This window comes from Sodalis sp. RH20 (assembly GCF_047324205.1).
Taxonomy (GTDB): domain Bacteria; phylum Pseudomonadota; class Gammaproteobacteria; order Enterobacterales; family Enterobacteriaceae; genus Acerihabitans.
The window spans coordinates 1,006,636-1,019,633 of the sequence record NZ_CP178733.1 but is presented as its reverse complement, the minus strand read 5'-3'; the positions used below and the strand labels follow the sequence as shown (position 1 = coordinate 1,019,633).

12 protein-coding genes are annotated in these 12,998 nt (G+C 58.0%); 1 reads left to right on the top strand and 11 read right to left on the bottom strand.

The annotated features are described in order from the left end of the window. Positions 1 to 42: 42 nt before the first annotated feature. The 5 genes from ACL2XM_RS04705 to ACL2XM_RS04685 form a co-directional block, all read right to left on the bottom strand. Positions 43 to 1,362 carry a c-type cytochrome gene (locus ACL2XM_RS04705; RefSeq protein ID WP_413723163.1) on the bottom strand — a complete coding sequence of 440 codons (1,320 nt, stop codon included), beginning with the start codon at positions 1,360 to 1,362 and terminating at the stop codon, positions 43 to 45. A 16-nt stretch (positions 1,363 to 1,378) separates the two neighbouring features. After that, on the bottom strand, positions 1,379 to 3,154 hold the full coding sequence (locus ACL2XM_RS04700) for a GMC family oxidoreductase (protein ID WP_413732503.1): 1,776 nt from the start codon (positions 3,152 to 3,154) through the stop codon (positions 1,379 to 1,381). Between the two features lies 1 nt (position 3,155). Beyond that, entirely contained in the window at positions 3,156 to 3,881 is a 726-nt protein-coding gene (locus ACL2XM_RS04695) for a gluconate 2-dehydrogenase subunit 3 family protein (RefSeq protein WP_413729871.1), read from the bottom strand. 417 nt (positions 3,882 to 4,298) lie between these two features. Further along, positions 4,299 to 5,426: an iron-containing alcohol dehydrogenase gene (locus ACL2XM_RS04690; RefSeq protein WP_413732502.1), complete on the bottom strand. Its 1,128-nt coding sequence runs from the start codon at positions 5,424 to 5,426 to the stop codon at positions 4,299 to 4,301. Positions 5,427 to 5,545: 119 nt separating this feature from the next. Then, positions 5,546 to 6,169 carry an NIPSNAP family protein gene (locus ACL2XM_RS04685; protein ID WP_410014505.1) on the bottom strand — a complete coding sequence of 208 codons (624 nt, stop codon included), beginning with the start codon at positions 6,167 to 6,169 and terminating at the stop codon, positions 5,546 to 5,548. A gap of 408 nt (positions 6,170 to 6,577) precedes the next feature. Between ACL2XM_RS04685 and ACL2XM_RS04680 the strand changes: the two genes are divergently transcribed. Further along, complete coding sequence (locus tag ACL2XM_RS04680; RefSeq protein WP_413732500.1) at positions 6,578 to 8,176, top strand: ABC transporter substrate-binding protein; 1,599 nt, start codon at positions 6,578 to 6,580, stop codon at positions 8,174 to 8,176. A 73-nt stretch (positions 8,177 to 8,249) separates the two neighbouring features. On the opposite strand, the gene ACL2XM_RS04675 is transcribed toward ACL2XM_RS04680, so the two are convergent. The 6 genes from ACL2XM_RS04675 to ACL2XM_RS04650 all read right to left on the bottom strand — a co-directional run bounded on the left by ACL2XM_RS04675 (position 8,250) and on the right by ACL2XM_RS04650 (position 12,986). Then, the gene (locus tag ACL2XM_RS04675; protein WP_413732498.1) at positions 8,250 to 9,203 is read right to left on the bottom strand and encodes a chemotaxis protein; all 954 of its coding nucleotides are present in this window, start codon (positions 9,201 to 9,203) and stop codon (positions 8,250 to 8,252) included. Next, on the bottom strand, positions 9,196 to 9,486 hold the full coding sequence (locus tag ACL2XM_RS04670; RefSeq protein WP_410014502.1) for an ATP-binding cassette domain-containing protein: 291 nt from the start codon (positions 9,484 to 9,486) through the stop codon (positions 9,196 to 9,198). The genes ACL2XM_RS04675 and ACL2XM_RS04670 overlap by 8 nt, the downstream gene beginning before the upstream one ends. Beyond that, complete coding sequence (locus ACL2XM_RS04665) at positions 9,473 to 10,291, bottom strand: phytanoyl-CoA dioxygenase family protein (protein ID WP_413732497.1); 819 nt, start codon at positions 10,289 to 10,291, stop codon at positions 9,473 to 9,475. Before ACL2XM_RS04665 ends, ACL2XM_RS04670 begins: the two co-directional genes overlap by 14 nt. A gap of 98 nt (positions 10,292 to 10,389) precedes the next feature. After that, positions 10,390 to 11,349: a hypothetical protein gene (locus ACL2XM_RS04660; protein ID WP_410014500.1), complete on the bottom strand. Its 960-nt coding sequence runs from the start codon at positions 11,347 to 11,349 to the stop codon at positions 10,390 to 10,392. Positions 11,350 to 11,404: 55 nt separating this feature from the next. Further along, entirely contained in the window at positions 11,405 to 12,199 is a 795-nt protein-coding gene (locus ACL2XM_RS04655) for an amino acid ABC transporter ATP-binding protein (RefSeq protein WP_410014499.1), read from the bottom strand. Next, a complete protein-coding gene (locus tag ACL2XM_RS04650; protein ID WP_410014498.1) occupies positions 12,189 to 12,986 on the bottom strand; it encodes an amino acid ABC transporter permease in 798 nt (265 codons plus the stop codon). Before ACL2XM_RS04650 ends, ACL2XM_RS04655 begins: the two co-directional genes overlap by 11 nt. Positions 12,987 to 12,998 lie beyond the last annotated feature (12 nt).

Below are 12,998 nucleotides of genomic sequence, written 5' to 3'. Positions count from 1 at the left end.
GTACGCGGCACCCGCGTACGCCTGGCGCGGAGGCTAAACGCGTTACTGATGCGCCTGTCCGGTATTCGGCTCATTGGCCTTATTGGGGTCCTTGCGCTCCACCGTCGACGTCGCGTGGCGCAGTTTTGCCACCGCGTTGGCACTCACCGCCGGCGCGTCATTGCCCCAGGCGCCGCGGATAAAGCTGAGCAGATCCGCCGCCTGTTTGTCGTCCAGGCGCCAGCCGAAGTCCGGCATGGTCAGGCCCGTCACGGCGTCCCTGGTGACCGCCATTTTACCGCCATGCAAAACGATGCTGATTAACGACGACGGATCGTCGCTCAACACGACCGGATTGCGCGCCAGCGCCGGGAAAGTTTTGGCATAACCCCGGCCGTCGATACGGTGGCAGGCGGCGCAGTTGTCCATATATTCCTGCGCCCCCGGTTTGCTCATATCGCCCCGGATAAGCGCCGCGGAAGTGACATCATCCGCGTACGGCGCCGGCGCCGCGGCGGACGGCCGCAACGATTTAAGATAGACCGCCATCGCCCGCAAATCCGCGTCATTCAGGTATTGCGTACTGTGTTCCACCACATCCGTCATGGAGCCGAAGGCCGCGCTGGTATCGGTATGGCCGGTTTTCAGGAACATCGCCAGCTCATCCGCCGACCAGCGCCCCAGGCCGTCTTTGCCCGTACCGGTAAGATTGGGCGCATGCCAGCCCTCCAGCGTGCCGCCGGTCAGGTAGGCGTCGTCGGACTGATCCAGCGCCTTCTCCTGGAACGCGATGCCGCGCGGCGTATGGCAGGTGCCGCAATGCTCCAGCCCCTGCACCAGATAGGCGCCCCGGTTCCACTCTTCGCTTTGGCCGCGGTCCGGCTTGAACGCATCATCATCATGAAATACCCAGTTCCAGGCCGCCAGCGGCCAGCGCATATTCAGCGGCCAGGGGATATCGCTGTCGCGATTGGCCTGCTTCACCGCCGGCACCTGCTGCATAAAAAAATCATACAGCGCGTGCATATCTTCATCATTAATCCTGGCGAACGCGGTATAAGGCATGGCCGGGTAGAGGTGATGGCCGTCCTTCGCCACGCCTTCGCGCACCGCTTTGGCAAAATCCTCATAGCGGTAGTCGCCTATACCGGTGTCTTTGTCCGGCGTAATATTCGTGGAGTAAATCGCCCCCAGCGGCGTGGACATTTTCAGCCCGCCGGTAAACGGCTTGCCGCCGGCGGCGGTGTGGCAGGCCACGCAGTCGCCGGCGGTGGCCAGATATTGTCCTTTGCCGGCCGGCTGGCTATCGGCTGCCGCGTTGACCGCGGCCGGCAACAGCGCCAGCGCCAGCAAGGGAAGCGCTGCATTCCATAGAGTGCTCATCTCAGTCCCTTCCCTGTTAAGCCTGGACCAGCGGTCCGGGGTTGGCCAAATACTGCGTGCGAATCGCATTGGCGGCAAATAGCGCGGTGGCGCCGACAATACCGGTGGGGTTATACGACAGGTTCTGCGGGAAACAGCAGGCGCCCAGCACAAACAGGTTGGGGACATCCCAGCTTTGCAGGTACTTGTTCACCACGCTGGTGGCGGGATTATCGCCCATCACCGCGCCGCCGGTGGTATGAGTGGACTGGTAGGGGCGCACGTCGTAGTGGGCGTTCATGCCTTTAAAACCCATTTCGTAATGCTCAGGCCCGATGGCCTTGGCGATTTCCTCCGCCTTGCCGCCGATAAAATGGGTCATTTTCAGCTCGTTGTGCTGCCAGTCAAAGGTCATGCGCAGCAGCGGCTGGCCGTGATGATCTTTATAGGTGGGGTCGAGATCGAGGTAGCACTGTTTATACGGCATCACCGATCCGGACGAACCGACGCTCATGGTGTGCAGGTAATTATCTTTGATCGCCTTCTTCCAGCCGGTTCCCCATTTTGGCGCCTGGTTGGAAATGCTCATCTGCTGGATGGGGCGCCCGCCGGTAATGGTGGCGGAAAGCGTGGCGCCGCCGATGAATCCCAGCCCGGCGTGGTCAAAGTTTTCCGCGTTGAAATCATCGATAAACGTACCGGTGGCGCCGGTGGCGGCAAAGGGATTGAAATGGGTGTCCGGGTCGAAGAACAACGCGACGCCGCCGTTCATCTGGTAGGCATAGTTACGCCCGACCACGCCTTCGCCAGTGGCGGGATTGTAAGGCTTGCCGATTTTCGACAACAGCAGCAAACGTACGTTGTGCAATTGGAACGCGCTCAGCACCACCAGGCTGGCGGGCTGTTCCACTTCCTGGCCGTTAGCGTCGATATAGGTGACCCCGGTCGCCCGGGTGCCGGCGGCATCGGTATTGACGCGCAGCACATGGCACTGGGTGCGCAGCTCAACGTTTTTATGTTGATAGAGCGCCGGCAGCACGGTGCTTTGCGGCGACGCCTTTGCGTAATTAAAGCAGCCGAAGCGCTCGCAAAAACCGCAGTAGTTGCACACCCCCAACTGAACGCCATAGGGATTGGTATAAGGTTCGCTGCACAGCGCCGCCGGCAGCGGAAACGGATGATAGCCCAGTTCGGTCGTCGCTTTGCTAAACAGCATGCCGGAATACTGTTGCTTGAGCGGCTTGGTCGGATACGGGTTCTGGCGCGGCGCCTCGAAGGGGTTGCCGCCGGCGATTTTTTCGCCCTTGAGATTGCCGGCCTGTCCGGCGGTGCCGCAAATTTTTTCGAACTTATCGAAAAACGGCTCCATCTCCGCGTAGGTAAAGGGATAGTCCTGCACCGTCATATCCTGGGGGATAAAATCCGCGCCGTACCGCTCAATCACGGTGCTGCGCATGCGGAGATCGGCCTCCAGGGGGCGCCACAGCATGCCGTTCCAATGCACACCGGCGCCGCCGACGCCGTCACCCGGCAGGAAGGAGCCAAAACGCCGGTAAGGCAGCGCGGTTTCGCTGGTGGTATGCCGCACGGTTACCGTCTCTTTTGACGCATTCTGAAAGAGCTTTAACCGGATACCGTAGGTCAATTCATCCATTATGCGCGGGTAGGCGAAATCGGGATAGGTATCGCGCTGCTCGCCGCGCTCCAGGGCCAGGATATTCAGGCCGGTTTCCGCCAGTTCCATCGCCATCAGCGAACCGGTCCAGCCGAAACCGACGATAACGATATCGACCGGGTCTTGTTTTATCGCCACGTCAGACGCTCCTTTTCCCTGAAATACTGACCGGTCCCAATGGATAGGGCTTATTGGGGTTGTCCATCGTCTGCTGGTAATCGGCGCGCGCGCCCGGGAACCCAATCAGCCGCCACGACGCCAGCGTTTGATTGCCGCCGTGCATGGGATCGGCCAGGTAACCTTCTTTGGCGTTGTCCAGCAACTGGGCAAAAAACAGCGCGCCCGGCACGTTAGCAAACGTCAGCTTGCCGCTTTCCAATTCGCGCAGCACGGATTCCTGCTGTTGCTGGCTCAGGGCGGCGAATTCTTTGGCAAAGAACTGCCGGCAATGATCGTTGACGGCCTTGATGCCGCGGCGATAAGTATCGCGCGGCGCCAGCGGGGACTGATAACCCAATTCGGGCGCGGCGTCGGCAAAAGGAGGCTGCATATACCAGAGATGGCCGTAACCGTAGGGCAACTCCATTTGCTTATCGATATAAACCGGAACGCCTTCACTTACCGCGCCCGGCCCATATTCATCGGTGGGAATCAGCCGGTCGACGGCGGCCAGGATAAAGCGCCATTCATCATTATTAAAAAAGGTGGGAACGTAGTGGGCGGAAACGCCAGCGGATGTGGCGGTGGTTGCCTGGCCGGCGAAGGAAACAAGGCCGCCCCCCGCCGCGGCCAGGGGAATAATCGACAGCGTTTGTTGCAAAAAACGCCGCCGTGAGGGGATGTCCTCATCGTTTTGCTTGCTCATAGATCTTCCATTAAGGGTGTTAATCAATGTGCTGAGCGCCACCGTCACCAGCCCGGTAACGTAGGGCGCTAATAATTATTTGTATGATAATTTTATCGCCAGAATAAGCTGAATTTTTGTCAGCACAAGTTATAAAAATGTTAACTTATGTAAACTTCAAACACAGTTACCGGTAACACTTTTACTTTTTGCAAAATTAATAGATTGATATAAATACTTATTTTTCCCAGGTATCGCTGTGCGGCATGGGTTATTACCAAAACGTGCTATTGGCAAAACCGGTAATCTTGATTTTGGCGACAGGAAGGTTGAGCGGCGAGGATAAGCAGAATAGGAAATCCTTCTTATGTTTCCCCGCGCGGGCTTCGGGAGAGCGCGTGACGTGTGATGCCGGCGGTCACCGCCGGGCTGATGGCGCTATTCGATGCGAAACGCCGTGACAATCATGTGCCGGAGCTGTGCCGGCGGATAGTCCAGCAGCGCATTTTTGCTGGTGGATTTTTCCAGGCACACCGCCAGTTCTTCCGGGCTGAGCGGCAGGTCGTCCCGCCAGAAAGGGACAATGGCGTTGCGGGTGATAAATTCCAGCAGATAACGTTCCGGGTCGTCCCGACCTGCGGGAAGGACGCTGACGGCCAATGCGGCCATCAGCGCCCGCTGCCGGGGGTGGTCGCTGTCCGCCAGCAGTTGCAGAAACGGCAGCAGCAGCCGGCCGCAGACTTGGCCATGATGGTAGCTGCGCAAGGCGCCGGCTTCACCGGCGATGCCGTGGATCACGCCCAGTCCCGCCATGCTCAGCGTCAGCCCGCCCAGGTAGGAGGCCTGCATGATAGCCTCGCGGGCATCGGCGCTGCGGTTTAACGCCGGCCAGGCCCGCAGGAAAAGACGGATACCGGTAAGCGACATTTCGCGCGACAGGCTGCTTGCCGTTTTGGACAGATACGCCTCGAACAGATGGGTGAACGCGTCGATGGCGCAGCAGGCCAGCACCGCATCCGGCGCGCCGGCCAGCAGTTGCGGGTCCAGGATGGCTACCTGCGGCACAAAGTTCGGGTGGCGCAGCGACGCCTTGACTTTATGGGTGCGGGTATCGGTGATCACGGCGTTTTGCGTCGCTTCGCTGCCGGTGCCGGCGGTGGTGGGAATGGCGATTAAGGGCAGCGTAGCGCCGCTCACCTTGGCGTCGCCCACCTTTTCCATATAGCGCAGCGCCGGCAAAGGATGCTCCGCCAGGGCGGCGAACGCCTTGGCGGCATCCAGTACGCTGCCGCCGCCGATGGCGACGATGCGCCGCGCTTTGCCGCGCCAGCGCGCCACCCACCCGTCAATATCCTGCGGCGACGCCTCATGGCCGACGATCTCGGTGCCGGCCAGCAGGGGCGCCAGCGCATCCGCCATCCCGGCATAGATCGCCCCGCCAAGGAACGAGCGGCAGCTGAACAACAGCGTCGGCTGCGGGTCGGCGTGCAGCAGGGGAAGCAGTTGGCTGATACTGCCGGCGCCGAACCAGGTTTGCCGGTTGGCGATCATCAGGCTGGTGGTCATGGTGTCTCCTTGGCGGGGGGCTAGAACTACAGCATAATCCAGCGCCGCCGGGCAAAACAACGCTTTTCGCCGCCGGGACTGACTGCCAGGCACGGCGCCAGGCGCCGGCAAATCCGGCGTCAGGCATCCCCGGCGCGGCGGTTTTCCGCCAGGCAGATAAACGAGGCAGCCCGGATAATCTGCTGCGGCCCGCCCTTTGGCGGCCACAGTCCCGCGGCATAGTGTTCCGCGCGTAAACGGGCGCGCTCCTCCAGGCTGGCGAAGGTCCAGATATGCGTGATGCGCGGCGGCCCGTCCAGCGCGTACATATTGATGATCAGATGCGAGGTGTAAGCCTGCGCCGGCGCAAGCGCCTGCGCCCATCCCGCAAGCGTGGGAGACAATCCCCCGGGCTTCAGCCAATAGGTGCGGAATTCATAACAGGCCCCCGGCTGCGCCAGTTGGGACGGCGCGGGCGGCAGGAAAGGAAAAGGCTGATAGCTTTCCATGCTGAGGGCGGTTTGCGCATTTACGATATTAAACGGCGTGCTGTCCAGCTGCGCCCGCCGTCGCTCCCGCCACAATGCCTCTTCTGAGTGAAACTCGCGCAGCAGGAGTAACTGGAACAGCTCGCCAAGTTCGGTACGCCAGAAACCCACCACCCTTCCCCCGGCACCGGGCGCCGTCACCCATGCCCAGGCCCGGGCTGACGCCGTATCAAGTTCCAGCGCCGGCACGGACAGTGTCGTTAGCTCATATAACATAGGTTTTCCAATGGATGTAGTTGATATCCGCGCGGCTGAAAGGATCCTTCCCCACCCTCTCCTCTCCCTGCCGCCGATAGGCCGCCTTGCCGGGAAGGGTCGCGTGGGGAAAGTGTAACCGGCGCCTGGCCGCGGATAAATCCGCATTCGGTTGCGGGTATCGCTACCCGGCGTTGCCAATGCCCGCCCTCCCGCAGAGATCACACCTTCTTTACAAGAAGAATGTCTCCCGGCCGGCAAATTCCGCGGCAGATCGCCAGGCAATACTGCCAAAGGGCAGCGCTTATACCTAAAAGCCGGGCATTTATAAGCAGAGGATTTTTTCCATTTCGCCTGCCGCCGCTTATAATGGCAAGACGAACAACCACGGATTCATTTCCTATTAATCACCTTATTAAGGCAATAAAAATGGATTTACGCAAAACCTCTCTCGCACTGCTGATCGCCGCGATGCTGCCGGCGGGCGGCGCGCTGGCGGCGGCCAACGATGTGCTGGTCTATTGCTCAGAAGCCTCGCCTGAATCGTTCAACCCGCAGATTGCCAGCTCCGGCCCGTCATTTGTCGCCAGCTCGCAGGTGCTGTATAACCGGCTGATCACTTTCCGGGAAAGCGATAATCTGCCCATCCCTTCCCTGGCCGAGGCGTGGACCATCAGTCCCGACGGCAAAACCTATACGTTTACCCTGCGCCAGGGCGTTAAGTTCAACAGCAATAAATATTTCACCCCGACCCGCGACTTTAACGCCGACGACGTTATTTTCTCCGTACTGCGGCAAAAAGACGACAATCACCCTTATCATAACGTGTCCCACGCCGCCTATGAGTACTTTAACGACGTCGGCCTGGGTACCCTTATCCAGGAAGTGAAAAAACTGGACGATCGGCATGTCCAGTTTATCCTGAGCAAACCCGACGCCACGTTCCTGGCCGACTGGGGCATGGACTTTACCTCCATCCTCTCCGCGGAATATGCCGACGCCATGCTGAAGGCCGGCACGCCGGAGCGGGTGGACACCGATCCCATCGGCACCGGCCCGTATAACCTGAAAGACTATAAAGTCGACTCCCTGATCCGCTACGAGGCCAATCCGCATTACTGGCAGGGCGACGTGCCCACCAAACGCCTGATTTTTTCTATTACCCCCAACGTCAGCACGCGTCTGGCCAAGCTTGAGAAAAATGAATGCCAGATTATCCCCGCGCCGAATCCGGTCAATTTTGATCAAATCAAAAGCAATAAAGATCTGGTGCTGCACAGCGTGGACGGCATGAACGTGGGCTACCTGGCCTTTAATACCGCGAAAAAGCCGTTCGATAATGTTCTGGTGCGCCAGGCGTTAAACTATGCGGTGGATAAAAAAGCGATTGTCAACGCGGTATTTCTCGGTTCCGGCACGGTGGCGAAATCGCCCATTCCGCCCAATATGCTCGGTTACGATAAGGATCTCGCCGATTATCCTTATGACCCGGCCAAGGCCAAGGCCTTGCTGAAGCAGGCGGGTTTTGACCAGGGCTTTACCACGGATTTATGGTCGATGCCGGTGCAGCGCCCGTATAATCCCAACTCCCGCCGCATCGCGGAAATGATCCAGAGCGATTGGGCCAAGGTGGGCGTGACGGTAAAGATCATCACTTTCGAATGGGGTGAATACCTTGCCGGCATCCGCAAGGGCGAACACGCCTCCGCGCTGTTCGGCTGGATGTCGGATAACGGCGATCCGGATAATTTCGCCAATGTCCTGCTGGGATGCGACAGTATCAACAGCGGGTCCAACGCGGCGTTCTGGTGTGATAAACAGTATGACGCGCTGATAAAACAGGCCAAGGTCATCAGCGATCCGGCCCAGCGCGCCACGCTGTATAAACAAGCGCAGGACGTGTTCCATCAACAGGCCCCGTGGGTGCCGCTGGCAAACGGTAAAACCTTTTATGCCACGCGCGCCAATGTCACCGGCTACAGCGTCAGCCTTAACGGCAGTGATTTTTCCAAGGCCAGGCTGAACTAAGAGCGACAGCAACGGCGCGGGCGGGGGCAGGATTCCGGCCGCGCCATGACGGCTAAGGGAACCGCGGCCGTCTTTACGGCAGCACCCGCTTGATGGCGGACTCCAAGTCGTTGATATCGAATTTTGCCACATACGCATCCGCCCCGACCTTGCGCACATGGTCCTCATTGGCGCTGCCCGACAAGGACGAATGGATAATAACGGGAATGTGTTTTAGGAACTCATCGCGTTTGATATTCAGCGTCAGGGTAAAACCGTCCATCTCGGGCATTTCCAGATCGGTTAACACAAATGCGATTTTATCCGTGACAGGTATGCCTTCCGCCCGCGCTTCTTCCGCCATTTTATTGATTTTTTTCCAGGCTTCCAGGCCGGTGACGTGCGTCAGGAAAGGGATCTTCATCATCGTCAGGCCCTGTTCCAGCATCGAACGGGCGACTTTGGAGTCCTCCGCCACAATGGCCACCGCCCCTGGTTTCAGGGTAAAGGTCTGCTTCTTTTCGCTTTCCAGGTGCGCCGTGCGATTGGCGGGAATGATGTCATACAAAATCTGCTCAACATCCAGCACCAGCGCCAGCGGGGTGTCGGTTTTATCATTGTTCAGGCGCGCGATGCTGGTGATATTGCGGCTTCTGACGCCCGCCTCGGCCGCCAGGACCTGGCTCCACTCAAGTCGGACGATATCGTCGACGGATTCCACCGCGAAAGCCTGGGTGCTGCGGGCATATTCCGTCACCAGCAAGATATTCAACCCGGTTTTCGGCACGCAACCGACGATGGCCGGCAAATCGATAACGGGCATAATCTCGCCGCGGATATTCGCCATGCCCATCAGCGGCGACGTCATGCCGGCGGCTTTGGTCAGCTTCGGCATCGGCACTATTTCACGCAGCTTAAACACGTTGATGCCGTACAATTCGGCGTGTTCTTCATCGGGGGGCGACCCCAGGCGGAATAACAGCAGTTCAAATCGGTTCGATGAGGTGAGATTGGTTCTCTCCTCTACCTCTTGTTGAAAATTATCCATACTTTCCCCAATAAAAATAGCGATTGATGCGTGGAAACAAGGCGGTTTGACTGATTCGGAAAATAAAGAATAATTCAACGTATAATGTTATCGGCCGACGGGGGGAAATACTTAATATTACTGCGGCAGCATAGAAACGGGCGTCGGCGACCTGGCGGCCGTTTAACAGGAACTCGCCGCCAGGCTGGATAAACCCTACCACCATGCGCAGCGTGGTGGTTTTACCGCAGCCGCTGGGCACCAGCCGCTCGCCCGGTGCGATGGCGAGGTTAATGCCCTCCACGGCGCGGCGCCCGCCAGACGACCGGAAAGGAGGGACAATCCAGCGCCCCGCCGTCTTGCGGGGCGTCCTGTAGCGGCGCCGGAGGCGACATTTTCCCGCTGCGGTAGCGGAAAACCGCGTCATCGCCGGTCCAGCGGGTGGATAACACCCGCCGCGGCGCGTCCTGGAAATTGCCGGCGGCGCCGTGCAGGGTCAGGCCATGGAACACCAGGCAGTCGCCGGGTTCCAGCGCCCAGCTGATAATCCGGTAGTCTTGCCGCCGCGCTTCAATATCCGGCAGGATGTCCCAGCTGTCGTCGTCGCCCTCGCGCAGTTGGCCGGTGGCGAACCACTGGGGACGGAACCATTTACCCCAGCGGTGCGAGCCGGCGACAAATTCCAGCGCCGTGGCGCGCGTCACGGCGCCGGTGGGCAGCCAAAGGGTGCAAAAGTCATTGCCGTCCACCGGGCTATACGGCTGATCCTGATGCCACAGGGTGCGCTGGGAGGCACCGGGCATTTTAGCCAGCACATGATCATGCAGGAAATTGATTTTGTCGGACCCTAGAAGGCCGGCGGCGATTTCCTTGGCGGGCGATTCATAAACAAATTGTTTGATGGCCGCAATGCGCCGCCAGTTATCGCTGTCCTGGAAAAACAGTTTAGTTTCGGGGTCGGTATAGCGGCCGTGATCGCTGGGCGCGGCGATATTAGCCATGATGCCCTGCTCCACTTTCTCCAGCCATTGGCGGGAAAAGGCCTGGCGGATAATAACGGCGCCATCGCGCTGAAACGCCGCTTTATCCTGGGGTGTGATAGTCAACATATTGCCTCCCGGCTGAATGCGGCGCGCGACCCGCCGCAGGCCGTTTGCGCCGGCAAAAGCGTTCCGGCAGGCTTAACGCGGGCGCGTGGCCATTATTCTCAGACTTTTTCAGGATTCCAACGGCCCGGAAATTCCTGGCCGCCGAGCTGGCGGTTATAGAACATGCCCAGATACCATGGGAAATAGTGATAAGACCAGGCGCACAGGCGATTGCCATATTTCAGAAAAGCGCGCAGCAATTCCTGAAGTTCTTCTTTGGTTTGCGCCGCGGCTACCGCCTCGCGCAAGATACCGGCGTATTCTTCCAACTGATATAACCCGCTGACGCCTAAATAGCTGGAGTAAGGCACGTCGAATTCCCGCAGCGTTTTATTAAAATCCTGCACCGAAAGCGTATTGGTCAGCGTCAGTAACGGGTACATGGTATACATAATATAATCACGCAGCATGCCGTTGGCGAAATCCCAGGCGGTAAAATACTGGCCGTAGGTGCCGGTGGACTCCACCTGTCCCAAACGGATGGCGCGCAGGTCCTCGGGCTCCGTCAACTGGATCCTGTCGGCTTCCGCCAGGAAGCGTTTGGCCGCGTCCGTGGTGGCCGCGGGCTGGCGCGGTACGCCCGGGTGGGCCTGCTTATCATGAGCGGAAACCTCGACAAAAATCTTATCCTTTTGCCAGAAGAGATTATTCCACACCGCCTTGCCCACATCGGGCAGTAAATGACAATATTCCGCCAGCACCTGTCCCAATACCGGCTGGGCCAAAGGCTCCAGGCCGACGCCATATTGAATCGACATTTTATTGCCCGTTGACTGGGAATAACGCAGCCGGCCCACCGGGCAATCGGTAATCATTTCGCGATGGTGCACCGGCGCGCTGCTGACGATGGGCGTCCAGGCATACATGGATGCGCCGGACACAACCGGATGCGCCTGCAGCACTTTAAACGGCAGGTGCTGCCAGAACTCTTCGCACAGCTCGGGGTTCTTTTCATCATTTAATTCAGCGACCACGGTAACGCCCAGGTCGGGCCAGCTTATATCAATTAAACGTCCCATCTTTATTCCTCGTTGGTAAAAATACGTTGTCTTATAATCCACCGCCGGGCGATGTTTATATTTTGTGTAATACCTTATTCAGAAAGGTCCTTGTTCTTGGATTCTCCGGCGCAATAAATATTTTTTGCGGCGGTCCCTGCTCGATAATTTCGCCGCCGTCCATGATGACCACCCGGTCGGCGACATTCCTGGCAAATTCCATCTCATGGGTCACCACGATCATGGTCATGCCCTGGCGCGCCAGGTCCTGCATTACGCTTAACACTTCGCCAATCATTTCGGGATCAAGGGCGCTGGTGGGTTCGTCAAACAGCATGACCTCCGGGTTCATCGCCAGCGCGCGCGCAATCGCTACGCGCTGCTGCTGCCCGCCGGATAATTGCGTGGGGTAATAGGCTAATTTATCCGCCAGGCCCACCCGGGCCAATAATTCCGCGGCGTTGTCGCGCGCCTGTTTTTTATTCATTCTCAGGACGCTTACCGGCGCTTCCATGACGTTTTGCAACGCGGTCATATGTGAAAACAAATTAAAGCGCTGAAAAACCATGCCGATGCGCTGGCGCAGCTTGGCGATATTTTTCTCGCTGTCTTCCTGCATCAGGCCGTTTTTCATGCGGTATCCCATCAGGGCGCCGCCGACATGGATGGTGCCCTGCTGAATTTTCTCCAACCGGTTGATACAGCGGATAAGCGTGGTTTTTCCCGAACCGGACGGGCCGATAATCACCGTGGTTTCGCCGGTTTTCACCGTCAACGACACATTACGCAGTACCGGCAGTTCGCCATAGAATTTCATTACGTCACGGCAGACGACCGCATCCGGTAGGCTATCTGATTGATTAACGCTCATCGGCAAGCTCCGCTAAAAGAGATGAGGATTTTTTGGCGCGCCGCTTTATGCTCGCCCCTTTTAAATGCCGGTTGAGATTTTTTTCCAACAGCATTTGGATGGCGGTCCAGCACGCGGTCAGCAGCAAATAATAAATAGAGATGCCGAGATAAACCTCAAACGTCATAAAGGTGGCGGCCTGTAATTGCTCCGCGACACGAAACATTTCTGAAACACCGATAATACTGAGCAACGCCGTGGTCTTGAGCATATTATTAAATTGATTGCCCAGCGCGGGGACAATCACCGGGATGGTCTGCGGCAGAATAATGCGCCGCATCAGCAACCGCGGCGGCATGCCCAGCGCTTTGGCGGCCTCGGCCTGGCCGCTGTCGATGGATATAATGCCGGCGCGCGTAATTTCGCTCATATACGCCGCCTCGTGCAGGGCGAAAGACACAATACCCGCGACCACCGCCCCGGAAATCATGAACGGCCCCAACGGCATCACGGCGGGGAAAATATCAAAACCCAGTAAATAGGGCAGGCCAAAATAAATCAGTACCAATTGTACCAATACCGGCGTGCCGCGAAAAAACCAAATATAAAGCTGGTTAAACGCCTTTAATATCCATAAGCGGCTTATTCCCGCCATTGCCAATGTAATACCTAATACCGTGCCAATAAGCTGGGACAGTACAGCGGAAACAATCGTTAATATCAGCCCCTGAAATAAAACGGCTTGCGGATGAAACACAAAATTCAGGAAAAATGGCAGATTAAATTGCATATGAATTTGATTTAGCAAGGTACGCTCCTC

Bases quoted from the DNA above. Each gene is read 5' to 3' on its own strand.
- ACL2XM_RS04705 (WP_413723163.1), bottom strand. From the start codon at position 1,362: ATGAGCACTCTATGGAATGCAGCGCTTCCCTTGCTGGCGCTGGCGCTG.
- ACL2XM_RS04695 (WP_413729871.1), bottom strand. From the start codon at position 3,881: ATGAGCAAGCAAAACGATGAGGACATCCCCTCACGGCGGCGTTTTTTG.
- ACL2XM_RS04690 (WP_413732502.1), bottom strand. From the start codon at position 5,426: ATGACCACCAGCCTGATGATCGCCAACCGGCAAACCTGGTTCGGCGCC.
- ACL2XM_RS04685 (WP_410014505.1), bottom strand. From the start codon at position 6,169: ATGTTATATGAGCTAACGACACTGTCCGTGCCGGCGCTGGAACTTGAT.
- ACL2XM_RS04680 (WP_413732500.1), top strand. From the start codon at position 6,578: ATGGATTTACGCAAAACCTCTCTCGCACTGCTGATCGCCGCGATGCTG.
- ACL2XM_RS04675 (WP_413732498.1), bottom strand. From the start codon at position 9,203: ATGGATAATTTTCAACAAGAGGTAGAGGAGAGAACCAATCTCACCTCA.
- ACL2XM_RS04665 (WP_413732497.1), bottom strand. From the start codon at position 10,291: ATGTTGACTATCACACCCCAGGATAAAGCGGCGTTTCAGCGCGATGGC.
- ACL2XM_RS04660 (WP_410014500.1), bottom strand. From the start codon at position 11,349: ATGGGACGTTTAATTGATATAAGCTGGCCCGACCTGGGCGTTACCGTG.
- ACL2XM_RS04655 (WP_410014499.1), bottom strand. From the start codon at position 12,199: ATGAGCGTTAATCAATCAGATAGCCTACCGGATGCGGTCGTCTGCCGT.